We start from the raw sequence: 23,666 nt of genomic DNA on the forward strand, positions 1-23,666 counted from the left end.
ATGACTTCCGAACTGCTCGAACCGACGCAGACCGCGGCCGAACGGGACGCCATCGTCGGCCTGGTCCGCGAGTTCGTCCAGGAGCGGGTGGCGCCACGGGTCGCCGAGTACGACGCGGCCGAGGAACTGCCCGCCGACCTGCTCCACGAGATGGCGCAGCTGGGCTTCTTCGGCGGCGTCGTGCCGGTCGAATGGGGTGGCCTCGGCCTCGACCACGTCACGTTCACCCGGATCATCGAAGAGGTCTCGCGCGTCGACCACTGCCTGGGCGTGCTGATGAGCATGCCCTCGGCGCTCGTCGGTTCCGGCCTGCTGGAGTTCGGCACGACCGAGCAGAAGCAGCAGTGGCTGGTCCCACTGGCCGAAGGCAAGCTGTTCGGCGGCGCCGGGGTCACCGAGCCTCGCTCGGGCAGCGACGTCGCCGGCACGCAGACCCGCTACACCCGCGAAGGCGGCGGGTACGTGCTGAACGGCGCGAAGGCCTGGATCACCAACCTGGACCGGGCGTCGTTCTTCGTCACCTTCGCCACGCGGGACCCGGCGCTGGGCCGCCGCGGCCTGTCGGCGTTCATCGTGCCCGCGGACACCCCGGGCGTGCTCAAGAACCCGGTGCACAACAAGCTGGGCTTCCGGCCGCTCTGCAGTGGCGACCTCGTCTTCGACAACGTCCGCCTGGGGCCCGACGCGATGCTCGGGGCCGAGGGCGACGGATTCGCGGTCGCGATGAACGCCGTGGAGCGCGGCCGCCTTTCGGTCGCCTCGCGCGCGGTGGGCCTGGCGCAGTCCTGTTTGGACGCTTCGGTCCGCTACGCGCGGGACCGGGTCGTGTTCGGGCAGCCCATCACCGACTTCCAGATGGTGCAGCAGAAGATCGCGAACATGGCTGTCTCGGTGCAGGCCGCGCGCCTGCTCACCGAACGGTGCGCCGAGGCGATGCAGCGGGGCGAACGCGCCCGGGTCGAGGCCAGCATGGCCAAGATGTACGCCAGCGACGTCGCGCAGGCCGTGGCCACCGACGCGGTCCAGATCCACGGCGCCTACGGCGTGTCCGAGGAGTACCCCGTGGCCCGGGCCTACCGCGACGCGAAGGTGTTCCAGATCGTCGAAGGCGCGAACGACATCCACCGCGTGCTGATCGCCAAGGACGCCATCCGCGGGGAGTCACGCCGATGACCGCCGACGTCCGCGCCGCGGCTCGGCGGCTGGCGCCGGGTGGCCTCGGCGAGGCCTCGGCGCGAGACCTGCTCGCGCCCCTGGACCTGCCGTTCGTCCCGGCCACGGCGGTGGGTTCGGCCGCCGAGGCCGTGGCCGTCGCGCGGGACTTCGGCTTTCCGGTGGTGCTGAAAGCGCTCACCGACGAGGTGCTGCACAAGTCCGACGCGGGCTTCGTCGAACTCGGCCTCGCGACGGCGGACGCGGTGTCGGCGGCGCACGACCGGCTCGTCGAGCGGGTCGCGGCGCTCGGTGCGGCCGACGCCCGCGTCGTCGTGCAGCCGATGGCGCCGCCGGGTACGGACCTCATCCTCGGCTGGGTCCGGGACCCGACGTTCGGCCCGGTGGTCGTCGCCGGGCTCGGCGGGGTGACCGTCGAGCTGTTCCGCGACGTCGCCCGCCGCGTCGCCCCGGTGACCGCCGACGATGCCGAGGACATGCTGCGGTCATTGCGGTGCGCGCCGTTGCTGACCGGCTTCCGGGGCGCGGCGCCCGTCGACACCAAGCAGTTCCGCGAGCTGGCGGCGCGGGTTTCCGAGCTGGCCGTCGCCGTCCCGGAACTGTCCGAACTGGACCTCAACCCGGTGCGGGTGCTCGCCGACGGCACGTGTGTCGTGCTCGACGCCCGCGTGGTGGTCGAGCCGGTCGCCGCCGAAGAGCCGCGGGGGAGGGGCTACGACCTCACGGCCCTGGTGCGGCCGCGGAGCATCGCCGTCGTGGGCGCGTCCCGGGACGCCACCCGGCCCGGCGGCCGCATCCTGGCGTCCCTGCGCGAGCACGGGTTCGCGGGCGAGCTGCACCCGGTCAACCCGGCCGGTGGCGAAGTCGGCGGGCTGCCTGCCGTGACGTCGTTGAGCGAGCTGCCGGCGGTGCCGGACCTCTCCTGCGTAGCCCTGCCCGCCAAGGCCGCTGTCGAGTCGGTCCGCGACTGCGTCCGGCTCGGAGTGCCGGCGGTGATCGTGTTCGCTTCCGGGTTCGGTGAGGCGGGCGCGGAAGGGCAGGCGCTCGACGCGGAGCTGCGCGCTGCCGTGGAAGGTTCCGCCACGACCCTGTGCGGGCCAAACACGATCGGCGTCGTGAGCGCACACCACCGGATGGCTGCGACGTTCAGCCAGGCGATCACCGGCTTCGCGCTGCGCGAATCGGGCACCTGCCTGATCGCGCAGAGCGGCGCCGTCGCGGGCAGCCTGGTGTCGCGGGAACTGGCCGACGGCTACGGCATCGGCGACTGGGTGACGGTCGGCAATCAGTCCCAAGTGGACGTCGCCGACTACCTCGAGCACTTCGCGACACTCGACACGACCCGGTCGATCGCGGTGTTCCTCGAAGGCGTGCCCGGCGGTGACCGCTTCCGCCGCGCCCTGGCCGCCGCGCGGACCCGCGGCGTGCCGGTGGCGGTGTTCAAGACCGGCGTGACCGAAGCGGGCCGCCGCGCGGTGTCCTCGCATTCGGGCGCGCTCGCCGGCAGCGGCGCGGCCTACCGCGCGGTGCTGGCGCAGGAGGGCGCGGTGCAGGTCACCGAGCTGACCGGCCTGCTCGAAATCGCCTGGACGCTCGGCAACACCCCGCGCCCGGCCGGGCGCCGCGTCGCGGTCGTCACCACCTCGGGCGGAGCGGGCAGCGCCACCGCGGACCTGATCGACCAGCACGGACTCGCGTTGGCGGCGTTCGAGGAGCGGACCACGGCCGACCTGGCCACCGTGCTGCCCGCGTTCGCCCACGTCGACGACCCGCTCGACATCACGGCCGAAGGCACGTTCGCCGAGGGCACCGTGCGCCGCGTCGTCGAACTCGTGAGCGCGGACTCCGACGTCGACCTCGTCTGCGTGGTGCTCACCAGCATCGCGGGCGACGACGCCGTCCGGGTCGCGCGGCAGATCGCCGACGCGGCCGACGGCAGCGCGAAACCCGTGCTCGTGTCCTGGCTCGTCACCCGCTCGCTCGCCGCCGACGGCATGGCCCTGCTGGCCGAACGCGGCATCCGGGTCTTCACCGAGCCGGCCCGCATGGTCGCCGCGGCCGCCGCCCTCGTTTCCGCACCACACCCCAGGAGCACTCGTGTTTGACACCGACGCCGTCGAAGACCTGCGGGCCCTGGTCGCGCTGTCGTGCCGCATCCTCGCGGCCACGGGATGCGTCCGCGAGATCACCGGGCACGTCAGCGTCCGCGTGCCCGGCACCGACCGCATCCTCGTCCGGTGCCGCCCGCCGCAGGACCCGGGCGTGCGGTTCACCATCACCGACGACATCCACCTGGTCGGCCTGGACGCGACGAACGCCGACCTCCCGGACGGCTACGCGCTGCCGGGGGAGTGGCCGATCCACACCGAGCTGTACCGGCAGCGGCCGGACGTCGGCTCCGTGGTGCACGGGCACCCGGAGGCGTCGCTGAAGTGCGGCATCCTCGGGCTGCCGATGGAGCCGGTGATCGGCGCCTACGACCCGGGCGCGATGGAGCTGGCCGTGCGCGGCGTGCCGACGTACCCACGGGCCGTGCTCATCAGCGACCGCAAGCTCGGCGGCGAAGTGGCCGACACGATGGACACCGCCGACGCCTGCCTGCTGCGCGGGCACGGCGTGGTCGCGGTGGGCACAGACCTGCAGCAGGCGACCGTGCGGGCGATCAAGCTCGAAACGCTCGCCGAGCTGACGCTGAGCCTGCACTCGGTGCCGGGCGCCCGGCCGCAGAAACTGTCCGAAGAGGACATCGCGGAAGTCTCGGGCTTCGTGAACAGCCGCAACGCCGCGAAGACCTACGCGCACTGGACGTGGGACTACTACCGTCACACGCTCGGCGACGCCGCCGACGTGACCCGGCGCGGCTGACTCGTCAAAGGAGGAACACATGGCACAGGTAGTGGGCGGCGCCGCGGTGTCGCACAGTCCGCAGCTCTCCATGGAATCGGGCGGGTGGCGCGCGCACGGCGACCTCGAACTGCCCCGGCTCGGCGCGCTCGGCCTGACGCCGACCGAGCGGACCGAGGAGGAGCTCGAGGACGAGCTGGACCCGGCCCTGCTGGCCGAGCGGTACGAGGCCTGCCAGCGCGCTTTGGAAAAGACCCGGGACGAGCTGCTCGCGCAACGGCCCGATGTCCTCGTCGTGATCGGCGACGACCAGCGCGAGCTGTTCCTCGACGACATCATGCCGGCGGTGTCGATCTTCTGGGGCAAGTCCTTGGAGGACCGGCCGCCGGGCGCCGAAGCCTATCCGTCCACTATGGAAACGGCGTACAAGTACTACCACGCCGACGAAGTGGACGTGTACGAAACGCACGCCGGGCTGGGCCTGCACCTGGTCGAGCAGCTCGTCGAGGGCGGCTTCGACGTCGCGCAGTTCACCGAGCAGCCGAAGGACCGCTCGCTGGGCCACGCGTTCACCTTCGTCTACCGCCGCCTGCTGGAAGGCCTGCCCCGCATCCCGCTGGTGCCGATCTTCCTCAACACCTACTACCCGCCGAACCAGCCGACGCCGGGCCGCTGCGTCACGTTCGGCGAGGCGCTGCGCGAAGCGATCGACAGCTGGCCGTCGGACCTGCGGGTGGCGCTGATCGCCTCCGGTGGCCTGACGCACCCGATCATCGACGAGAAGCTGGACCGCGGCCTGCTCGAGGCCCTGGAAGCGCACGACCACGAGGCGCTGTCCCGGATCCCGGTCGACGGCCTGCGTGAAGGCAGTTCCGAGATCCGCAACTGGATCGCCGTCGGCGCGGCCCTGCACGACACCCCGGGCAAGGTCGTCGACTACATCCCGGCGTACCGCTCGAAGGCGGGCTCGGGCTGTGGCATGGGGTTCTTCACGTGGACCCGGGCATGACTCCGGTCCGGGACCGGCTGCTCGCCCTCGACTCGTGCGTGCTGTCGGACGCGCTCGACGCGCTCGGCCGGCCCGGCGCGGTCGCCGGCGTCCTGCCGGTCTGGGAAGGCGCCCGGGGGGCCGGCCGGGTCGTGACGATGCGGACCGTGCCCGCCGACGGCCGCGTCAGCCGCTCCCACCTCGGCACCGCGGCGATCGAACGGGCCGCCGAGGGCGAGGTGGTGGTCGTGCAGCAGGACACCGGCCGGCCCTTCCTGTCGGCGACCTGGGGCGGCCTGCTGGCCCGGGCGGCCTCCCTGAAGGGACTGGGCGGAGTCGTCGTCGACGGCGCGTGCCGGGACGTCGACGAGATCCGCGAACTCGGCCTGCCGGTGTCCGCGCGGGAAGCCATCCCCTTCACCGCGCGGGGCCGGATCGTCGAAGACTCGGTCGGCGTGCCGGTGCGGATCGGCGGGGTCGAGGTGCACGAGGGCGACTACGTGCTCGCCGACGGCAGCGGCGTGGTGTTCGTCCGCGCGGCCGAGGCCGAGGACGTGCTCGCGGCCGCGGAGCGGCTGGTGGCCCGCGAGCGGTTGATGGCCGAGGACCTGCGGGCGGGCCGGCTCCCGTCCGAAGTCCTCGGCACGGACTACGAGGAGATGCTCAATGGCTGACCAGACGGTCGACCGCGCGCGGGCGACCGGCACCGCCGGGCTGTCCGATGCGCTGGACAAGCTCGGCCTGCCGGGCGCCGTGCCCGGGATCGTGCCCTTCGACGCGCGGTTCTCGATCTGCGGGCGGGCGTTCACCGGCCAGTACGAGCCGGTGGACGCGCTCGGCGGGACCGTCGGCGACTACATCGACGACGTCGAGCCCGGCCAGATCGTGGTGCTGAGCAACGACGGCCGGCTCGACTGCACGGTGTGGGGCGACATCCTCACCGCCGTCGCGAACGCGCGCGGCATCGGCGGCACCGTGATCGAAGGGGTCTGCCGCGACGTCGCCGACAGCCTGGTCATCGGCTACCCCGTGTTCGCCCGCGGCCGCAGCATGCAGACCGGCAAGGACCGGGTGCGCCTCGCGCACACCGGCCGTCCGGTGCGGCTGGGCTCGGTGCTGGTGCACCCCGGCGACGTGATCCGCGGGGACGCCGACGGCGTCGTGGTCCTCGCCGCCGACCGGGCCGACGAGGTGCTCGACGTCGCGGAAGGCATCGAGCGCGCCGAAGACAGCATCCGGACGGCGGTCGCGGGTGGGCAGCGGCTCGACGAAGCACGGGCCGAGATGGGTTACCACTCCCTCCAGACGAAAGCCGGTGCGCGATGACCGCGCAGGCGACCCGGCTCGGCGAGTTCGGCACGGCGACCCTGCACGAGTCCGGCGCGACGCCGCTCCCGCCGCAGCTGCGGCCGCTCGACCCGGCGTGGCGGATCTGCGGGTACGCCTTCACGGTCCGGCTGACCCCCGGCAACAACATCTGGCTGCACCGCGCGCTCTACGCCGCCGCGCCGGGGGACGTCCTGGTCGCCTCGACCGGTGGCGCCTTCGAGTTCGGGTACTGGGGCGACATCCTGACCAGCGCGGCGATCGCCCGCCGGCTCGGCGGCCTGGTGCTCGACGGCTGCGTCCGCGACTCGGCCGAGCTGCTGCAGCTGGGTTTCCCGGTCTTCTCGCGCGGTTTGTGCGTCCGCGGCACCGGCAAGGACACCACCGGCGGCGACCTCGACGCCGACATCACCATCGGCTCGGTGGTCGTGCGGCCCGGCGACCTGGTCGTAGGGGACGCCGACGGCGTCGTCGTCTCACCGCGCGAGGACGCCGCCGTGGTCGGCGAGCGCGCGGCACGGCGGGAGGACAAGGAAGCCTCCGTGCGCCGGCGGATCGCCGCCGGCGAGTCCACCCTCGACATCTACGGGTTCTGATGGACACGCACGGGGTGGGCATCGCCGGCTGGGGTGCGGCCGGCCGGCTGATGGCCGCCGCGCTCGGGCACTCGGAGCGGTTCCGGCTCGCGGGCGTCGCGGACCTCGACCCCGCGGCCCGCGACCGCGCCGCCGCCGAGACCGGCTGCCGGGTGCACCCGGACGTCGCTTCGCTGGCCGCGTCCGGAGACGTCGACGTCGTGTACGTCGCCACCCCGACCGCCACGCACCTGGCCGCGGTCCAAGCCGTTGCCGCGCAGGGCAAGCACGTCATCTCGGAGAAGCCCTTGGCGACGACGCTGGCGGACGCGCGGCTCGCCGTCGACGCCGCCGACCGCGCGGGGGTCGTCCTGCTCGTCGGCGCGACCCACAGCTACAACGCGCCGATCCGCGTCCTGCGCCGGCTCGTCGAAGACGGGACGCTCGGGCCGCTGCTGTCGGTGTGCGCCAACTGCCACACCGACTGGCACCGCCGCCCGCGCTCCGCGGCGGACCTCGATGCGGCGCAGGGCAACGGGCTCGTGCTCCGCCAAGGCGCCCACCAGATCGACATCCTGCGCTACGTGTGCGGCGGGCTGACCGAATCCGTGACCGGCACGACGTTCGGTGGCGCGGACGGGACCGAACTCGGGTTCTCGGCCCAGCTCGCGTTCCCGGGCGGCGTCCACGCCAGCGCGTACTACGTGGGCACCGGCGGGTTCGACAGCCGCCTGCAGACGTGGGGTGTCGGCGAACTCGGCACCTTCGACGTCGCCGCAACGCCGGCGACGGCCCGGTTCTTCGCCTTGCCGGGTTCGGGGGTGGTGTCCCCGGTCTTCGGCACCCTGGCGGCGACCTTCACCGGCGGCGGCGCCTGGGTCACCCCCACCGGCGCGCTCGTGTTCGCGGGCGACGACGTCACCGAAGTCGGCGTCGAGGGCGAGGCGTCCGGCTGGCAGGCCCTGCTGGCCGAGCTGGCCGACGCGCTCGACGGCCGCCCGACCGTCCACACGGGACGCTGGGGGCTGGCGACGCTCGAAGTGGCGCTCGCCCTGCACGAGTCCGCCCGCACCGGCCGGCGCGTCGGCCTGCACCACCAGATCCCCACCCAGCCCGACCTTCAGGCGTAAGGAGAAGAAGATGATCATCGACGCGCACGCGCACGTCAACGCCCCGCCGGAGCTGTACGCCTACCAGGCGGCGCTCATGTCGTCGCGCGGTGCTCACGGACGGGGCAGCGCGGGCGTGACCGACGCCGCGCTCAAGGAGTGGGGCGAGCGCACGCTGGCCACCATGGACGGCGTCGGCACCGACCTGCAGCTGATCTCGCCGCGGCCGTTCCACTGCGGGCACTCCATGCGCCCGGCGAAGACCGTGCACTGGTGGACCAGCGCGGTCAACGACGTCATCGCCCGCCAGGCCGCGTTGTTCCCCGGCCGGCTCGCCGGCGTCGCCGGCCTGCCGCAGGCGTACGGCGAGAGCGCGGCGGACTGGGCCGGCGCCCTGGAGGAAGCCGTCACCCAGCTGGGGATGGTGGGCTGCGTGCTCAACCCCGACCCGTCCGAGGGCACCGGCCACGTGCCGCCGCTGGGCGACCCGTTCTGGTACCCGCTGTACGAAAAGCTCGTGGAGCTCGACGTGCCGGCGCTGATCCACTCGGGCAGCTGCCTCAACGACCGGGAGACCTACAGCGAGCACTTCGTCACCGAGGAAAGCATCGCGATCCTCACGCTGCTGAACTCTGAGGTGTTCCTGCGCTACCCGACGCTGAAGATCATCGTCGCGCACGGCGGCGGCTCGGTGCCGTACCAGATCGGGCGCTGGCGGGCGGCCCGCGCGCACCCGAAGCTGCGGCTGGGCCACGTGCTCAAGGACGAGTCGTTCGACGACAGCCTGCGGCGGCTGTGGTTCGACACGGTCCTGCACAACCCCGGTTCGCTCGAGCTGCTGATCAAGACGGTGGGAGCGGACCGGTGCCTGTTCGGTACCGAGCGGCCGGGCAGCGGCACCGCGCCGGACCCGGTGACCGGGCACGACTTCGACGACATCCGCCCGGTCGTCGAAGGCTTCGGTTTCCTCAGCGAGGCCGAGAAGGCCGCGATCCTCGCAGGCAACGCGCAGTCGCTGTTCCGGCTGAGCGAGGCGGTCCCTTCAGCGGGGTGACGTGAGGCGAAGGAGCCCTCCGGCGCGGCGGTTCGTCGCGCGCCGGAGGGCTCTGCGCGTTGTGGCACCTTCACCAGGTTGACGCGATAGGCTGATGCCGGTCAGCGTTCATAACTCACAGTAGTGTACTATCATTAACCTTGAGCCTGGGTCGTGGGTCGGCCGGCGGGGAGTGGGTGCCATCGTGGTTGACGAACCTGCAGACGGCGAAGGTGCACGTGTCGCCCGCCACCGTCCCGATGCCCGGCGGCCCCAGAAGGTTTCGCTGGCGATCGCCCAGCGGATCGTCGACGACATCACCGACGACAACCTCGGACCGGGCACCAAACTGGCGAGCGAACGCGACATGATGGCGCGGTTCGAGACCGGGCGCGGAACCCTGCGCGAGGCGCTGCGGTTCCTGGAGATGAACGGCGTCATCCGCGTCAAGGCGGGCCCGCACGGCGGCCCGATCGTCTCCGAGCCGGACGCCCACGATCTCGCCGGTGTGCTGGGGTTGTTCCTGCAGCTCAAGAGGATGCCGTTCAAGGCGCTGGTCGCGGCGCGCGAGGTGCTCGAACCGGAACTGGCGGCGCAGGCCGCCGAGGCCGCGGACGAGGCGCTGATCGCCGAGATCTCGGATTCGATCGACGGCATGCGGGAGTTCCTCGACGACGAACAGAATTTCCTGGCCGAGAACGACCGCTTCCACGCGGCGGTGGCCGCGGCCGCGGGCAACGAGCTGTTCGCGCTGCTGATTTCCTCGCTGCACCTGATCACGGACGGCATGCCGCTGGGGGTGAGCTACGCGCCACCCCGGCGAAAGGCGGTCCTGCAGGCGCACGAAGCCGTGTGCGACGCCATCAAGAACGGCGACGCGGAGGGTGCCCGCTGGGCCATGCGCCGGCACATGCGCGAGTTCCGCCGGTACATCGTCGAGAAGTTCCCGATGGTCTACGAACGCCCGGTGCGCTGGCGCGACGTCGCGCCCTGAGTCGTCTCCGCCGTCAGGGGACGATGTCGCGCCAGCGCAGGGGCCGGTCCAGCACCGCCGGGAAGTCGGACTCCACCCGGGTGCGGAACCGGCGCAGGTGCTTGCGCATCGCCCACCGCGCGCCCTCCGCGTCGCCCGCCTCGATGGCCTCGAGGATTTCCGCGTGGGACTTCACCACGTTCTCCCGGCGCGGCCGGGCGTAGTCGAGGCCCAGCGGCACGCCGTCGGTGATGGTGTGCAGGGACGAGATCACCAGGGCGAAGAGGTCGTTGCCCGAAGCGGCGGCCACGGCCGAATGGAACCGGTCGTTTTCGGCCAGGAAGTTCTGTTCGTCGTCGAGGAACGCGCTCATGCCGTCGATGGTGTCCTTGATGCGCGCGTGGTCTTCCGCGGTCGCGCGCTCGGCGGCGAGCCCGGCCAGCTCCGGTTCGAGGACCTCCCGTGCTGCGACGACCGACCCGAACGGCACGCCGCGCAGCTGCATGAACAGCCCGAGCACCCAGGCGAGGTCCTGCCCGTCCTGTTCGGCGACCACCGGGCCGCCGCGCGGGCCGGGCTTCAACGTGATCGCGCCGGTCATCTCCAGGAACCGCAGGGACTCCCGCAGCGTGCCCCGGCCCGCGCCAAACCGCTCGAGCATCTCCCGCTCGCCGGGCAGTTTCGCGCCCGGCCCGAGGTCGTCCCGCGTGATGTCGTCGACGATGTCCTGCGCGATCCCGAGCGCGGCCTTGTGTGAACGGCGGGGGTCAGGCCGGCGTCGTGGCCGGCGGGCCCCCTCGGCTGCGTGCGCTTCCCTGCTCGCCACCCCGCGAGCCTACCATTGCCCTGATCCCCGAACGGCCTGCTTGACGGACTGCGAGCAGGTATCTAGCCTCCTGTTGCTCCTATAATTAACCTAATGTGTTGGGGTGCATCCCAGGAGGTTCAGTGTCGAACGTCCCACTTCCCCTCGACCCGACGCTCCCGCGCACGGAGAACTACGAGGACGGCACCTCGGTGCTGCGCTCGACGTCGTTCAGCGTCGACGTCTACCACGAGAACGCGGTGCTGCTCGCCGGCACGCTGCTCGGCTCCGACGGCGATCGCCATCGGCACCTGAAGCGGCTCGAAGGAGGCCTGTTCAACCCGGCCCACCTGGCGCACTACGAGAAATCGGTGCTGGCCGAGGTGGTCGACGAGGAACTGGCGGCAATCGCGGCGGACCGGCCCGGCGACGGCGTTCCCCGCGGCGACCTCATCCCGCTGGTGCGCCGGATGGCCCTGCGGATCTCGGCGGAGGTGGTCGGGCTCGACGACATCGACGACGCGCGGCTGTCGCAGCTGACCACGCTCGTCGCCCGGCTCGGTGACGGCATCCTGATCCAGTGGGCGACCCGCGACCACGCCGAGGTCATGCGGGACGCGCTGGCCTGCAAGGACGAGTTCTGGGCGGACTTCGTGCGCCCAGCGTTGGAGAAGCGCCGTCGGCAGGCGACGGCGGGCAAGGACCTGATCTCGGTGATCCTCGCCGACACCACGATGACCTGGTCGGACGACGACATCCTGAAGGAAGCCCTGCTGTTCATGGCCGCCGCGGCCTTCACCACGGCGACGGCGGTGACGCACGCCGTCGCCGAGCTGACGAACTGGCTGCCGGACCACCCCGAAGCGCGCGAGAAGCTCTCGGACCCCGAGTTCCTGCGCGTCGCGGGCATGGAGTCGCTGCGCATGCACCCCGGGCGGCACGTGCTGTTCCGGGCGGCGGCCGAGCGCACGACCATGCCGGACGGGACCCCGGTGGAGCCGGGTCAGATCGTGCTCGTCGACAAGTTCCACGCGAACATGGACGAAGAGGCCTACGGCGGCGCGGTCGACGAGTTCGACCCCTACCGCACGATCGCCGAAGGCACCGCGCCGTACGGCTTGAGCTTCGGCGCCGGTCCCCACCAGTGCCTGGGCAAGCCGCTGGTGCTCGGCACCGCGGCCGGGCGCCGCGCCGAGCCGCGCGACGGGACGCTCGCCCTCCTGCTCGGGGCCCTGTTCCGGGCGGGTGTGGAGCGCGACCCGGACCACCCGCCGGTGCGCCCGGACAGCGTCCACGACCGCTACGAGTCCTTTCCCGTCCGGTTCACCGCGCTCTGAGGCCTCGGCGCGAAAAGGAGGTCCGATGCGTGCACGGGCGATGGTCCAGCTGGGGCCGGGAGTTTTGGAGGAGCAGGAGTTCGAGGTCCCCGTCATCGGGGACGGCGAGGCGCTGCTGAAGATCGAGGCCACCGGGATCTGCGGGAGCGACAAGACGCAGCTCGACGGCGGTCTGGCCAAGAGCGGGTGGTCCGCCTACCCGGTGATCCCCGGGCACGAGCCGGTCGGCCGGGTCGTCGAGATCGGTGCCGAAGCCCGGCGGCTCTGGGGGGTCGAGGAGGGGCAGCTCGTCGCGGTCGAATCCGTGGTGCCGTGCCAGGTGTGCGACCGCTGCACCGGCGGACTCGTGAAGTTCTGCCGCAACCGCTTCTCCTACGGCTTCACCCCGACGACGTTCGGCAGCGGGCTGTGGGGCGGCTTCGCCGAATACCTCGTGCTGCGGCCGAACACCCGGGTGCACCCGGTGCCCGAAGGCATCCCGGCCGAGGTGGCGACGCTGTTCAACCCGCTCGGCGCCGGGTTCGACTGGACAGTGCGCCGCGGCGGGACCCTCGCCGGCGACGCCGTGGTGGTCCTCGGCTGCGGGCAGCGCGGGCTGGCCTGCGCGGTCGCCGCGCGGGCCGCGGGTGCGGACCGCGTCGTCGTGACCGGCCTCGCCCGGGACCGGCACAAGCTCGAGATCGCGGCCAAGCTCGGCGTCGACGCCACCGTCGAGGTGGACAACCTCCCCGACGGCTGTCCCGACGTCGTCACCGCGGTGCGCGCGGCGCTCGGCGGGGACGCCGACCGGGTGGTGGACACGACGCCGCACGCGGTTTCCGCGATCGGCGACGCGATCGCGCTCGTTCGGCCCGGGGGAGTGGTGGTGGTCGCCGGGCTGAAGGGCGGCGCCGACCTGTCCGGAGTGGACGCCGACGCGATGGTGCTCAAGGCGATCGACATCCGGGGCGTGGTGAGCGTCGAGCCGTGGGGTTACCGCCAGGCGCTGCGGCTGCTCGGCTCGGGCCGGTTGCCGGTCGAGCTGCTGCACTCCCACACCGTGCCGCTGGCGGAGGTGCGCGAGGGCATCGAACTGCTCAGCCGGTCCGACGCCGTGCACGTGTCGGTGGTCCCCGAAACAGCGAGCTAGGGCGCACACGAAAGCGGCGGACGTGACTCCACGTCCGCCGCTTCGGCATGCCCTTTTGTTGCCGGGCAACACAAGTGCTGATCAAAAACTGTCCATTGTGAACAGCTCTTGTGTGTCACGACTGTTGCTCCTATGGTTATCAGGAATGTCATCCGGCCCAAAGGAGGGACCGTGCAACTCGGCTACGGAAGCGGGGGACGCAAGGGGCGGATGGCCGCCGTGCTGTCGCTCTCGCTCGGCATCGTGCTCGGCACCACGGCGTGCAGCGGGGGAGTCGGCGGGGACGCCGGCGGCGACTCGATCAAGGTGGGCGCCGTCTTCGCCCTCAGCGGCGTGTACGGCGCGATCGGCGGCGAAATGCTCGACGGCGTCCGGTTCGCCGTCGACGAAGTCAACGCCGCCGGCGGGGTCGGCGGCAAGAAGCTCGACCTCGAGGTCAAGGATTACCGGTCCGACCAGAGCCTGCTCCCCGGGCTCGCCAACGAGCTGCTGCAGGACGGCGTCGTGGCCGTGCTCGGGCCGGAGACCAGCACCTCCTCGGTCGTGCTGGACCCGACGATGGCCTCGGCCAAGGTCCCGATGGTCACCGCGGCCGGGCTCAACCCCAAGGGCGCCTACAGCTTCAGCGTCCAGCCGCTCAGCGGCTACTTCGACCTCGCGGCCGAATTCGCGAAGAGCCGTGGTGCCAAGGCGTTGTGCGACCTCGGCGTCAGCGGGGCCTCCTTCGAATCGCTGCAGAAGGTCCTGGAACCCGCCGCCGCGAAGGCCGGGCTGCCGATGGGCACGCGCATCCCGTTCGACGCCGCCGCGAGCTCGCTCACCCCGCAGGTGACGCAGCTGAAGAGCGACGGCTGCACGGCGGTCTTCGCGGGCGGCACCGGCCCGTCGGTGCTGGTGGTCGCCCGGGCGATGGTCGACCTCGGGATGACCGACGCGATCCTGATGTCCCAGCCCACCAACGCCACCGCCGCGACGCTGACCCAGCTCGGCGCGGCGGCGCCGTTCACCAGCTTCGGCCTCCCCAAGGTGATGGTGGCCGACCTGCTCCCGGCGGGCGATCCGGCCGAACCGGCGATCCGGCCGTTCGCGGACGCCTGGAAGAAGGCCGGGAAGCCGGCGCTGACGACGAACAACGCGATCGGTTACTCGAGCGTCCGGGTCGTCTCCCAGGCGATCAAGGACGGTGGCCCGACTTCCGAGGCGATCTACACGGACCTCAAGTCCGGCAAGGACTTTCCGACGCCGATGCTGACCTACAACTTCGGGTCGGCGCGCAACGGCACCCTGCCCGACCGCGGGGACGGCTGGTTCACCTTCGCGCGGTGGAAGCCCGACGCCAAGGCGTGGGAGCTCACCTTCACCGGCGCCGCCGCGGCCACCGGCCGCTGAGCGGGGAGAACACCGGTGCGGGAACTCCAATCATTGTTCAACGGAATCGGGCTGGGCGCGCTGTACGCCCTGGTCGGCCTCGCGGCCGCGTTCGTCCTGCGGGTCACGAAGATCATGAACTTCGCGGTGGGCGGGATCGTGGTGCTGGCCGGCCTGACGGCGGCATCACTCGCGGGAGTGCCCCCGCTGCCGCGGCTGGTGCTGCTCCTCGTGGCCGGTGCGCCGGTCGGCGCGCTCGTGCACCTCGTCTCGACGCGGTGGCTCGCGAGCCGTCCGGGGCACGGCCAGGAACACGACCTCGGCGGGGTGCTCGTGACGGTCGCGCTGGCGACCGCCCTGCAGGGGCTGGGCTACCTCCTGTTCGGTTCGGACCTGCGGTTCGCCACCCCGGTGGTGCCGGCGCGCACGCTGGCGCTCGGCGGCGGGATCACGGTCACGACCGGCACCCTGCTGCTCGTCGCGGCGGTCGTGCTCGGCGGGCTCGGCAGCTGGGTGGTGCTGGAACGCTCCCGGCTGGGCCGGGCGCTGCGGGCGGTGTCCGACGACCCGGTCACCGCCCGGCTGTCGGGCGTGCGCGTCCCGACGATGGCTTTCCTCGCCTACGCGCTGCTGGGCGTGCTGTGCTTCTTCGTCGGCGACATCTCCGCCGAGGTCGTCGGGGTCACCCCCGACAACGTCTTCCACATCATCGTCGGCGCCTTGTTCGGGCTGGTGATCGGCGGCGGCGAGCGCATCGCCGGGCCGATCGTCGGCGGCCTGGTCATCGGGATCGCCGAAGCGGTCGTGAACGCGCGAGGTGGGCAGTTCACCGCCACCGTAGTCCAATTAGGACTCGTGCTGGTGATCCTCCTGGTGAAACCCCGGGGCCTGTTCCCGGACCGGACGAGCAGGGTGGTCGGATGAACGAGCGGTTTCTGCGGCGGGCGATCCAGTCGATCGTCGTCGCGCTGTACCTCTACGGCCTCTTCGGTGGCAGCTACGCGTTCCAGGCGACGCTGACGACGGTGTCGTTCACCGCGGCACTGGCGGTGGCCTACTCCCTGGTGCTCGGCTACCTGGACGTCTTCAACTTCTCCCAGCACGCCGTGATCGGGATTTCGGCGTACGGCTTCGCGATCACAGCCGCGGCCACCGGGTCGGTGTGGTGGGCGGTGCTGGTCTCGGCGGCTTGCTCCGTCGCGCTGCTGGTCGCGGTGGCGGGCCTGAGCGTCCGGTTGACCGGGTTCCAGCTCGGCCTGGTCACCATCTCGGCGGGCGCGGTGTTCCTGACCGCGCTCACCACGTTCACCGACCTCACCGGCGGTTCGTCCGGGATCACGGACTTCCCGCGCTGGGTGGACTTCTCGGCCCGCGAGACGGGACCCGCGCTCGCGCTCGGCGTCGCCGTGCTGGTCGGCGTCGGGCTCGTCGTGCGGCTGTTCATGTCCGGGCGGGTCGGCCGCCTCGGCGTGGCGATCGGCGACGACGTGTTCCTGGCCCGGGTGGTCGGCACCAACGTCGTCGCCGTCCGGATCGGCGTCGCCGTGGTGAGCGGGCTGCTCACCGCCGTCGCCACGGTCTTGTGGGTGCAGGAGCAGAAGGTCGTGGTGCCGACGACCTACGGGCTGCCGCTGCTGATCCAGATCTTCCTCGTGCTGATGGTCGGCGGACGGCGCAGCATCTGGGGCCCGGTGGCGGCGAGCGTCGTCGTGGTCGGCGTGCCGGGCTGGATCGGCGGCCTGGACGGCAACGTCCTGACGATCGTGTTCGCGTTGCTGGTGATCCTCGTGGTCGTGCGCCGCCCGACGGGACTGTTCCCCGAGGCGCTGCGCGACCGCCGACGGCGGTGGCTCGTGCGCCGCTCACCCGCGGGTGACCTCGAGGACCGGCCCGAGATCGTCGCCCTCGCCGCGGACGGCGTCCGGAAGTCGTTCGGCTCGGTGGTGGCGCTCGACGGTGTCTCGATCGGTTTCGAGCCGGGTCGGATCACCGCGATCATCGGCTCCAACGGGTCCGGCAAGACGACGTTGCTGAACTGCCTCAACGGGATCTGGCCGCCGGAGGCCGGGCGGATCGGCCTGCGCTGGTCCGACGGCGCCGACCGGGAGGTCCGCTGGGGCCGGGTGCACCGGCTCGCCCGGCACGGTCTCGGCCGCAGCTTCCAGGTGCCGCGCCTGGCCGCGGGCCTGAGCGTGCGCGACAACGTCGGGCTGGCCTGTGACGGCTGGGGCCGGCGCGCCGACCCCGAGCGGCTGGAGGCGGTACTGGAACGGTGGGCGCTGACGGCGTGGCTCGACCGCCCGGTGGCGGTGCTGCCGCACGGCGTGCGCCGGTGGGTGGAGCTGGCGCGGCTGGAGCTCGGCGGCTGCCGCGTGCTGCTGCTCGACGAACCGGCCGCCGGGCTGACCGACGAAGAGGTCGAATTCCTGGTCGAGGCGCTGCGGCGCTGGCGGGCGGACGGGTGCGCCGTCGTGCTCGTCGAGCACGACCACGACCTGGTGGAGCGGATCGCCGACCGCACGGTGGTGATGGTGGGCGGCCGGATCGTCGGGGTCGGCGACCTCGCCGAGCTGCGCGCCCGCGGCGACCTGCACGACGTCATCGGATCCGGGACGAGGAGCTGACCGCGATGCTGCGACGAACGTTCACGAGTGCTCCGGTGCGCGCCCTCGTCCTCGAGGACGCGGACATCGGGTACGGGCAGATGGTCGTGCTGCGCGGGGTCGGCTTCACGGTCGGGGCCGGCGAGTGCGCCGGCGTGCTCGGGCCCAACGGCGCGGGCAAGACGACGCTGCTGAGCTGCCTGGCCGGGGTGCTGGGCCCGGGCCGGGGTTCGGTCATCGGATTGACCGGCGACGGCGAGCGCGTCGACCTGACGCGGGCGGGCCCCGAAGCCCGGCGGTTCGCGGGGATCTCGTTCGTTCCCGAGGGCCGCCGCATCTTCCCCCGGCTGACCGTGGCGGAGACGCTGCGGTTCGCCCACGAAGCCCTGCGCCGGCCGCGGGCGGCCGCCGACGAGGCGATCGAGGAGGTCTACACCCGGTTTCCCAGCCTCGCCGGGCGGCGGCACGTCGCCGCGGGCATGCTCAGCGGCGGCGAGCAGCAGATGCTGTCGCTGGCGCGGGCGATGGCGGGGGATCCCTCGGTGCTCCTGGTGGACGAGCCGTTCATGGGGCTGGCGCCCAAGGTGGTCGACGAGCTGATCGGCTACTTCCGCGAGCTGCGCGCCACCGGCGTGACGCTCGTCGTCGCCGACGAAAGCGCCACCACGATCGACCAGCTCGGCCCGGAACGCACCCTGGACGTGCGCGACCTGCCCACCGCGGTGGGTGGCTGATGCCGGGGGCCGGCGGCGGCCCGGTCGTCGTCACCGGGGCCGCGGGCGGGATCGGGCTGGAGTACGCCCGGGCGTTCGCGGCCCAGGGCCGTCCGGTGGCGGTGTTCGACCGCGCCGAGCGGGTCCTCGACCTCGCTTCCGAGGGGATGCTCGGCGTGGTCGCCGACGTCGCCGACGAGGACTCGGTCGACGCGGCGTTCACCCGCGTCGAGCGCGAGTTCGGCGCGCCCACGGTGCTGGTCAACAACGCGGCGCTGTTCGCGGATCTGCCCTTCACCGGGTGGCGGGACATCGACGTGGCGACGTGGGACCGGGTGCTGGCGGTGAACCTGCGCGGACCGTTCTTGTGCGCGCGCCGGGCCCTGCCGGGGATGACGGGCTTCGGCCGGATCGTCAACATCAGCTCGACGACGGCGCACGTCGGAGGTCACCAGCGGCTCCACTACGCCGCGTCGAAGGCGGGCGTCATCGGGTTCACCCGCGCGCTCGCCCGCGAGGTCGGGGCGGCGGGGGTGACGGTGAACGCGGTCGCCCCCGGCAGTACGCAGTCCGAAGGGGTGCTCGAGCGCTACCCGCGTGAGGTGCTCGACAGTGCGATCGCGGCGCGGGCGATTCCCCGTGCGGCGGTGCCCGCCGACCTCGTGGGCGCGGTCCTGTTCCTCGCCTCGGAGGCGGCGTCGTTCATCACCGGGCAGACGATTGTCGTGGACGGCGGCCATGTCTTCCTCTGAGACCGTCGAAGCCGCGATGGCCCGCTTGCTCGCGGGCCTGGGCTCCGGCCGCCGGCACGGACCGGGCCGCCGACCGGCGGTGGTCGTCGTCGACTTGCAGCGCCATTTCATCGACGCGGACCCGGGTGTCTCCGGCGCCGTGGTGGCCACGGCGGGGTTGCTCGACCACGCGCGCCGGGCGGCGGTCCCGGTGTACCTCGTGCGCATCGGCTTCGACGACCTCGCGGACGCCGACCCGGCCTGGGCGGCCCGGTTCGACCTGAGCCCGTTGCTGCGCGGGGCGCCGGGGACCGCGTTCGACCCCCGGATCGGGCCGCGCGAGGGAGACGTCGTGGTGGACAAGCGCCACGCTTCCGCTTTCGCCGGAACGGATCTGGGGACCCGACTGTCCGAAAAGGACATCGATACGGTGCTGCTCTGCGGGCTCACCACGAGCGGCTGCGTGCGCGCGACCGCGGTGGACGCGGCGTCGCTGGGACTGCGGGTGGAGATCGTGCTGCCGTGCGTGGCGGATCCGCGGCCGCTGTCGGGCCCGGTGGCGTTGGCGGACCTGGCGGACCGGTACGCGGATGTGATCAGCCTCGATGAAGCCGTGCGGCTGCTGGCCGCAGCGGCCTAAAGCGATAAGTGATGCGACAGCGAAACCCGAGGTCATCCCGGAGCCTGCCTGTCCGGCGAGGACGTTCTTCTGTTCTCCGCGGGAAAGCCGGGTCCGACCTCCCCCGCCCTCCGTTCGGATTTTCCGTCGGCGGTCAGGTTTGTCAAGGCGGGAAAGCGTGCCTTGACAAACCTGACCGCCGACTGGAGTGCGGCTGGGGAGGAGGGCGGGGGAGGTCTGGTGATGTTGTGCTCACCTTGCGCTGCCGGCCGCCTGTTCGCGTGGTGGCTTCGCTCGCCGTTACGCCTTTAGGGCCGTCTCCAGCCAGTCCAGCATTATTCCGGCTATCTCCGTGCTGTTGTTCTCCAGCATCGTCATGTGGCCGTTGCCCGTGATGCCTCGGTCGCCCAGCCAGCACTGCTCTGCTCTCGCGCCCGCCTTCTTCAGCCACTCCACCACCGCGCCGTCCAGCTCCCTGGGGTGGTCGATGTCTTCCGTGCCCGTCACCACCAGGATGTGCTTGCCCTCCAACGCGGACTCGTCCTCGATGTGGAGCTGGGCACCGCCGATGTTCGTGCGCTCGAACACTATTCGGCCGCTGATGCCCTGCAGGGAACGGAAATACGCGTCCAGCGTTTCCCTGGGGAAGCGCGTGCTCGAGCCCACCAGCTTCGCGCGGTGGAATGCCGGGGGAAACGTCAACGTCCCGTCGAGGTCCAGCGTCGTCTCGCCGGATGGCATCGCGACCACCTTGCGGCTGCCCTCGTCTCGTACCAGGTGGCCCAGCTCGGCCCCCAGGTTGCCGGGTGGTGCCGGTGCCACCCCGATCACCGCCGCGACCGCGTCCGGGTGCTGCTCGGCCAGTTTCCAGCCGAAAGCGCCGCCGATCGAGTGCGTCAGCACCACCGCCCGGCCGCCTACCTCTTCGATCACCGCCGCCAGGCCGTCCACAATGGTCTGGCCGGTCAGCTCGCCCGGTGGGACGTGGCCGCTGCGGCCGACGCCCGGCCAGTCAGCCAGGACCACCGTGTGGCCGCGGCCGAGGAAGTCGTCGGCCCAGCCCGGGTGGCCGTCCGGTGTTACGTGGTAGCACGCGCCCGAATGCACGCCGCCCGTCACCATCAGGACCGGTGGGTGGCCGTTCGGCTCCAGGGGCTCGAACACCTCGTAGTAGGTCGACGGGTCGTCGGTGAAGCCGCACCGGTGGCGGCACGGTGTCGTCATCGCGCACCCGCCGTGCGCGCTTCCTGTGCCCGCACCGCCGTCACGCCGCCGTCGACCAGGAGGTCGGTGCCGGTGATGAACCCGGCCTCGGGGCCCAGGAGGAAGGCCGCCGCGGCGGCGACGTCGGCGGGCGTGCCGACCCGCCCGGCTGCCGACGTCGCCACTGCCTCGCGCATGCGGTCGCCGCCCGGCCCGCTGAACTCCTGGTGCCCCATGGGGGTGGCGACCACGCCCGGGCTGATCGAGTTGAGGCGGGCGCCCCGCTCGCCCCACCGCGGCGCGGCGGCCTGGACCCGCAGGTGGTTGCCCCGCTTGGCCAGCCAGTAGGCGGTGCGCGGTGATCGCGCCACTTCTCGGACGCACGGCAGGTCCAGCAGGTGTTCGACCGGGGTCACGGCCAGCTCCAGTTCCTGTTCGGGCGGCAGGGCGGACAGGCGGTGCCCGGCCATGCTCGCGATGACCACGCCGGCGCCGCCGGGGGCGATGACCTCGCCGAACTCCTCGATGGCGAACGCGGCTCCCACGAGGTCGACCCGCAGGATCCGGTCGGCGGGCGCCTGGGCGGGGGACACGCCGGCGGTGTGGGCGAGCCGGCTGACCGCGCCGAGATCCGCGGCGGTGGCGGCGAGCGCGGCCACCGATGCGCGATCGGCGACGTCCACGGTCTGCGCCACCACCTGGTGGCCTTCGCCGCGCAGCTCCGCGGCGGCCCGGCCGAGCCGTGCTTCGTCGTGGTCGCCGAGCACCAAAGTGGTCCCGGCGCCCAATCGCCGGGCGATCGCCAGGCCCATGCCGCCGACCCCGACCACCACCGTCACGCTCGAGTCCATGCTTCGTCTCCCGTCCCGCCGGGCCGCGCCACTGGACAGTGACCGTTCAAGAGGTTAATCATAGGAGCAATAAGCGGTCAACCGGTGTTCCCGTGGTGCGCCGGGGAAGAGGAGTGAAGATGCCCGCGTTCGGTCTTTTTCCGCCGATCCTGTACCCGATCAGCCTGCGGGACTGGGAAGCGGACGCTACGCCGGACGACCTCCTCGGCATCGCGCGGCGGGCCGACGAGCTCGGCTACGCCTTCATCGCGTGCGGGGATCACGGCGCCCTCGCCGTCGACGAACTGCGCATCTACGGGCGAGCCCGGTTCTACGACCCGATCGCCACCCTCGGATACCTCGCCGCGGCGACCCGGCGGATCGGCCTGGTCACCCTCGTCTACCAGGCGCACCTACGCAGCCCGCTGATTGCTGCGAAGGAGCTGGCGACGCTCGACCACCTCTCCGGGGGACGGCTCATCGCGGGTTTCGGCGTCGGCAGCCGTCGCCACGAAGCCGACGCCGCCGGGGTCGAGTTCGAGCGGCGTGGTGCCATCGTCGACGATCACATCCGGGCGATGGAAGCGTTGTGGGGCAACGAAGTGGCGAGCTATCACGGCGAGTTCGCCCGGTTCGACGACCTCATCTGCGAGCCGCGGCCGAAGCAGCTCCCGCGGCCGCGCATCTGGATCGGCGGGAACCGGCTGGTCGGCCTGCGCCGCGCTCTCCGGCTCGGTGACGGCTGGGCGCCGTTCGGCGCCGACCGGGACGCGATCGCGGACGTGCTCGGCCGGGTTCGGGGCACGCCCGAGTGGGAATCGCGGCCCGGGGACTTCCGGATCGTCGCGCCGCTGGCGCCGCTGGGCGGCCGGGCGCCGCGAGGAGAACCGGCGCCGCCGTTCGAGGCCCCGGGTGACGCCGCGGCCGAACGTACGGTCGCGCTTGTCGAGGACTGGCTCGAGCTCGGCGCGACGGACTTCATCATCGACCTGCCCGCGCCGTCCCTGGCGGCGTTCCACGAGGCGCTGGCGTGGTTCGCCGAAGTCGCGGCGCCGGCGGCGGGACTGTCGCCCATGGACGCTGGGTAAATCTAGGCCTATCATGCGCATGATAAGAGTGCTGAGCACTCCGGACTCCATTCAACGACGATCGGAGTACTGCGTGACCACCAGCCCGGTTTCCCTTCCCGAAGCGCCCGCGGTGGCGCCCCTGCGCAACGACAACGCGCTCAAGCTCGGCGTCTTCGCGATGAACTGCAAGGGTGGCACCACCCTCACCAAGGTCGAGTCCGGGCGGATCGTCCCGACGTGGCCGCAGCAGCTCGCCATCGCCAAGGCGGCCGACGCCGCCGGGTGGGAGTTCCTGCTCCCGCTCGCGCGGTGGCGCGGCATCGGGGGCGACACCGACCCGAACTCCGCGCAGTTCGAGGTCTTCTCCTGGGCGGCGGGCATCACCGCGGCCACCGAGCGGATCCAGGTGCTCGCCACGGCTCACGTGCCGCTGTTCGAGCCGCTCGTCGCGGCGAAGCAGGCCGCGACGATCGACCACATCGGTCACGGCCGGTTCGGGCTGAACGTCGTGTCCGGCTGGAACGCGCCGGAGATGGCGATGTTCGGCAAGGCCAACCCACCGCACGACGAGCGCTACCGCATCGCCGAAGAGTGGATCACGCTCATCGAGCGCCTGTGGACGGAGACCGAGCAGTTCGACTTCGAAGGCGAGTTCTACCAGGCGAAGAACGCGTACCTCGCGCCGCGGCCTCTCCAGCAGCCCCGCCCGGTGATCGTCCAGGCCGGATCGTCGCCGACGGGCATGGACTTCGCCGCGCGGCACGCGGACTTCGGCTTCCAGGTGCACCCCGACCTCGGCAAGCTGCGGGACATGAACACGAACCTGCGCAAACGCGCCGAGCAGCAGGGCCGGGAGATCGGCGTGCTGACCGTCGGCACCGTCGTGTGCGCCGACACCGAAGCGGAGGCCAAGCGGTACTTCGAGCACTACGTCGACGAGCTCGGCGACTTCGCCGCCGCGCAGAACCTGATCGACGAGCTGATCGGCGGCGACAACCGGTCGTGGCCGCGCGAGCAGTTCCGCGCGATGGCCCGCGGCATGATCGCCGGCTGGGGTGGCCTGCAGCTGGTCGGCACCCCGGAGCAGATCGTCGACAAGCTCGTCGAAGTGAAGCGGTCCGGCGCCGACGGCGTCGCGCTGAGCTGGGTCGACTACGAAAGCGGTATCGCGCAGTTCACCGAGCAGGTGCAGCCGCTGCTCGTCGAAGCCGGTCTCCGGCAGTCCTGAACGGAGGGA

At 72.1% G+C, this 23,666-nt stretch carries 23 protein-coding genes; 20 read left to right on the forward strand and 3 right to left on the reverse strand.

Annotated features, from left to right (window positions below; genetic code table 11):
- The 10 genes from H4696_RS05955 (at position 1) to H4696_RS06000 (ending at position 10,042) form a co-directional block, all read left to right on the forward strand.
- On the forward strand, positions 1 to 1,173 hold the full coding sequence (locus H4696_RS05955; protein ID WP_086856816.1) for an acyl-CoA dehydrogenase family protein: 1,173 nt from the start codon (positions 1 to 3) through the stop codon (positions 1,171 to 1,173).
- Positions 1,170 to 3,278: an acetate--CoA ligase family protein gene (locus H4696_RS05960; protein ID WP_192782100.1), complete on the forward strand. Its 2,109-nt coding sequence runs from the start codon at positions 1,170 to 1,172 to the stop codon at positions 3,276 to 3,278. The genes H4696_RS05955 and H4696_RS05960 overlap by 4 nt, the downstream gene beginning before the upstream one ends.
- Positions 3,271 to 4,038, forward strand: coding sequence for a 3,4-dihydroxyphthalate decarboxylase (gene phtC / locus H4696_RS05965; protein WP_192782101.1), 768 nt, complete (start codon positions 3,271 to 3,273; stop codon positions 4,036 to 4,038). The genes H4696_RS05960 and phtC overlap by 8 nt, the downstream gene beginning before the upstream one ends.
- A 19-nt stretch (positions 4,039 to 4,057) precedes the next feature.
- Positions 4,058 to 5,026, forward strand: coding sequence for a DODA-type extradiol aromatic ring-opening family dioxygenase (locus H4696_RS05970; RefSeq protein WP_086860300.1), 969 nt, complete (start codon positions 4,058 to 4,060; stop codon positions 5,024 to 5,026).
- Complete coding sequence (locus H4696_RS05975) at positions 5,023 to 5,679, forward strand: RraA family protein (protein ID WP_086860326.1); 657 nt, start codon at positions 5,023 to 5,025, stop codon at positions 5,677 to 5,679. The genes H4696_RS05970 and H4696_RS05975 overlap by 4 nt, the downstream gene beginning before the upstream one ends.
- On the forward strand, positions 5,672 to 6,331 hold the full coding sequence (locus H4696_RS05980; RefSeq protein WP_086860304.1) for an RraA family protein: 660 nt from the start codon (positions 5,672 to 5,674) through the stop codon (positions 6,329 to 6,331). The genes H4696_RS05975 and H4696_RS05980 overlap by 8 nt, the downstream gene beginning before the upstream one ends.
- Positions 6,328 to 6,927 (forward strand): RraA family protein, encoded by a 600-nt coding sequence (locus tag H4696_RS05985; protein WP_086860306.1) that lies wholly within the window; start codon positions 6,328 to 6,330, stop codon positions 6,925 to 6,927. The genes H4696_RS05980 and H4696_RS05985 overlap by 4 nt, the downstream gene beginning before the upstream one ends.
- Entirely contained in the window at positions 6,927 to 8,036 is a 1,110-nt protein-coding gene (locus H4696_RS05990; RefSeq protein WP_086860308.1) for a Gfo/Idh/MocA family protein, read from the forward strand. The genes H4696_RS05985 and H4696_RS05990 overlap by 1 nt, the downstream gene beginning before the upstream one ends.
- 10 nt (positions 8,037 to 8,046) lie before the next feature.
- Entirely contained in the window at positions 8,047 to 9,069 is a 1,023-nt protein-coding gene (locus H4696_RS05995) for an amidohydrolase family protein (RefSeq protein WP_086860310.1), read from the forward strand.
- A 184-nt stretch (positions 9,070 to 9,253) separates the two neighbouring features.
- Positions 9,254 to 10,042, forward strand: coding sequence for a FadR/GntR family transcriptional regulator (locus H4696_RS06000; protein ID WP_143265082.1), 789 nt, complete (start codon positions 9,254 to 9,256; stop codon positions 10,040 to 10,042).
- A 13-nt stretch (positions 10,043 to 10,055) separates the two neighbouring features.
- Here H4696_RS06000 and H4696_RS51140 read toward each other — a convergent pair whose 3' ends face one another.
- Positions 10,056 to 10,847 (reverse strand): FadR/GntR family transcriptional regulator, encoded by a 792-nt coding sequence (locus H4696_RS51140; RefSeq protein WP_086860314.1) that lies wholly within the window; start codon positions 10,845 to 10,847, stop codon positions 10,056 to 10,058.
- Positions 10,848 to 10,969: 122 nt separating this feature from the next.
- On the opposite strand from H4696_RS51140, the gene H4696_RS49835 reads away from it, so the two are divergent.
- From H4696_RS49835 to H4696_RS06045, 8 genes are all read left to right on the forward strand, one after another.
- Positions 10,970 to 12,163 (forward strand): cytochrome P450, encoded by a 1,194-nt coding sequence (locus tag H4696_RS49835; protein WP_086860316.1) that lies wholly within the window; start codon positions 10,970 to 10,972, stop codon positions 12,161 to 12,163.
- Positions 12,164 to 12,188: 25 nt separating this feature from the next.
- The gene (locus H4696_RS06015; protein WP_086860318.1) at positions 12,189 to 13,292 is read left to right on the forward strand and encodes a zinc-dependent alcohol dehydrogenase; all 1,104 of its coding nucleotides are present in this window, start codon (positions 12,189 to 12,191) and stop codon (positions 13,290 to 13,292) included.
- A 171-nt stretch (positions 13,293 to 13,463) separates the two neighbouring features.
- Positions 13,464 to 14,681, forward strand: coding sequence for an ABC transporter substrate-binding protein (locus H4696_RS06020; RefSeq protein WP_158104308.1), 1,218 nt, complete (start codon positions 13,464 to 13,466; stop codon positions 14,679 to 14,681).
- A gap of 15 nt (positions 14,682 to 14,696) precedes the next feature.
- Positions 14,697 to 15,584: a branched-chain amino acid ABC transporter permease gene (locus tag H4696_RS06025; RefSeq protein ID WP_086860322.1), complete on the forward strand. Its 888-nt coding sequence runs from the start codon at positions 14,697 to 14,699 to the stop codon at positions 15,582 to 15,584.
- Positions 15,581 to 17,284, forward strand: a complete 1,704-nt coding sequence (locus H4696_RS06030) for an ATP-binding cassette domain-containing protein (protein WP_192782102.1) — start codon at positions 15,581 to 15,583, stop codon at positions 17,282 to 17,284. Before H4696_RS06025 ends, H4696_RS06030 begins: the two co-directional genes overlap by 4 nt.
- A 5-nt stretch (positions 17,285 to 17,289) precedes the next feature.
- Positions 17,290 to 17,997 (forward strand): ABC transporter ATP-binding protein, encoded by a 708-nt coding sequence (locus H4696_RS06035; protein ID WP_086865221.1) that lies wholly within the window; start codon positions 17,290 to 17,292, stop codon positions 17,995 to 17,997.
- Positions 17,997 to 18,728: an SDR family NAD(P)-dependent oxidoreductase gene (locus H4696_RS06040; protein WP_086865222.1), complete on the forward strand. Its 732-nt coding sequence runs from the start codon at positions 17,997 to 17,999 to the stop codon at positions 18,726 to 18,728. The genes H4696_RS06035 and H4696_RS06040 overlap by 1 nt, the downstream gene beginning before the upstream one ends.
- Entirely contained in the window at positions 18,715 to 19,347 is a 633-nt protein-coding gene (locus H4696_RS06045) for a cysteine hydrolase family protein (RefSeq protein WP_086865223.1), read from the forward strand. The genes H4696_RS06040 and H4696_RS06045 overlap by 14 nt, the downstream gene beginning before the upstream one ends.
- Positions 19,348 to 19,626: 279 nt before the next feature.
- Here the strand turns inward: H4696_RS06045 and H4696_RS06050 are convergent, their stop codons facing one another.
- Positions 19,627 to 20,550: an alpha/beta fold hydrolase gene (locus tag H4696_RS06050; protein WP_086865224.1), complete on the reverse strand. Its 924-nt coding sequence runs from the start codon at positions 20,548 to 20,550 to the stop codon at positions 19,627 to 19,629.
- Complete coding sequence (locus H4696_RS06055; RefSeq protein WP_086865225.1) at positions 20,547 to 21,380, reverse strand: SDR family oxidoreductase; 834 nt, start codon at positions 21,378 to 21,380, stop codon at positions 20,547 to 20,549. Before H4696_RS06055 ends, H4696_RS06050 begins: the two co-directional genes overlap by 4 nt.
- Positions 21,381 to 21,499: 119 nt before the next feature.
- Between H4696_RS06055 and H4696_RS06060 the strand changes: the two genes are divergently transcribed.
- Positions 21,500 to 22,447, forward strand: coding sequence for a TIGR03619 family F420-dependent LLM class oxidoreductase (locus H4696_RS06060; RefSeq protein WP_143265466.1), 948 nt, complete (start codon positions 21,500 to 21,502; stop codon positions 22,445 to 22,447).
- A gap of 73 nt (positions 22,448 to 22,520) precedes the next feature.
- Positions 22,521 to 23,657 carry an LLM class flavin-dependent oxidoreductase gene (locus H4696_RS06065; RefSeq protein ID WP_192782103.1) on the forward strand — a complete coding sequence of 379 codons (1,137 nt, stop codon included), beginning with the start codon at positions 22,521 to 22,523 and terminating at the stop codon, positions 23,655 to 23,657.
- Positions 23,658 to 23,666 lie beyond the last annotated feature (9 nt).

The organism is Amycolatopsis lexingtonensis (assembly GCF_014873755.1).
GTDB lineage: Bacteria > Actinomycetota > Actinomycetes > Mycobacteriales > Pseudonocardiaceae > Amycolatopsis > Amycolatopsis lexingtonensis.

Coding starts and splice junctions, on each gene's coding strand:
- H4696_RS05955 (WP_086856816.1), top strand. CDS start 1: ATGACTTCCGAACTGCTCGAACCGACGCAGACCGCGGCCGAACGGGAC.
- H4696_RS05960 (WP_192782100.1), top strand. CDS start 1,170: ATGACCGCCGACGTCCGCGCCGCGGCTCGGCGGCTGGCGCCGGGTGGC.
- H4696_RS05970 (WP_086860300.1), top strand. CDS start 4,058: ATGGCACAGGTAGTGGGCGGCGCCGCGGTGTCGCACAGTCCGCAGCTC.
- H4696_RS05975 (WP_086860326.1), top strand. CDS start 5,023: ATGACTCCGGTCCGGGACCGGCTGCTCGCCCTCGACTCGTGCGTGCTG.
- H4696_RS05980 (WP_086860304.1), top strand. CDS start 5,672: ATGGCTGACCAGACGGTCGACCGCGCGCGGGCGACCGGCACCGCCGGG.
- H4696_RS05985 (WP_086860306.1), top strand. CDS start 6,328: ATGACCGCGCAGGCGACCCGGCTCGGCGAGTTCGGCACGGCGACCCTG.
- H4696_RS05990 (WP_086860308.1), top strand. CDS start 6,927: ATGGACACGCACGGGGTGGGCATCGCCGGCTGGGGTGCGGCCGGCCGG.
- H4696_RS05995 (WP_086860310.1), top strand. CDS start 8,047: ATGATCATCGACGCGCACGCGCACGTCAACGCCCCGCCGGAGCTGTAC.
- H4696_RS06015 (WP_086860318.1), top strand. CDS start 12,189: ATGCGTGCACGGGCGATGGTCCAGCTGGGGCCGGGAGTTTTGGAGGAG.
- H4696_RS06030 (WP_192782102.1), top strand. CDS start 15,581: ATGAACGAGCGGTTTCTGCGGCGGGCGATCCAGTCGATCGTCGTCGCG.
- H4696_RS06035 (WP_086865221.1), top strand. CDS start 17,290: ATGCTGCGACGAACGTTCACGAGTGCTCCGGTGCGCGCCCTCGTCCTC.
- H4696_RS06040 (WP_086865222.1), top strand. CDS start 17,997: ATGCCGGGGGCCGGCGGCGGCCCGGTCGTCGTCACCGGGGCCGCGGGC.
- H4696_RS06045 (WP_086865223.1), top strand. CDS start 18,715: ATGTCTTCCTCTGAGACCGTCGAAGCCGCGATGGCCCGCTTGCTCGCG.
- H4696_RS06050 (WP_086865224.1), bottom strand. CDS start 20,550: ATGACGACACCGTGCCGCCACCGGTGCGGCTTCACCGACGACCCGTCG.
- H4696_RS06055 (WP_086865225.1), bottom strand. CDS start 21,380: ATGGACTCGAGCGTGACGGTGGTGGTCGGGGTCGGCGGCATGGGCCTG.
- H4696_RS06060 (WP_143265466.1), top strand. CDS start 21,500: ATGCCCGCGTTCGGTCTTTTTCCGCCGATCCTGTACCCGATCAGCCTG.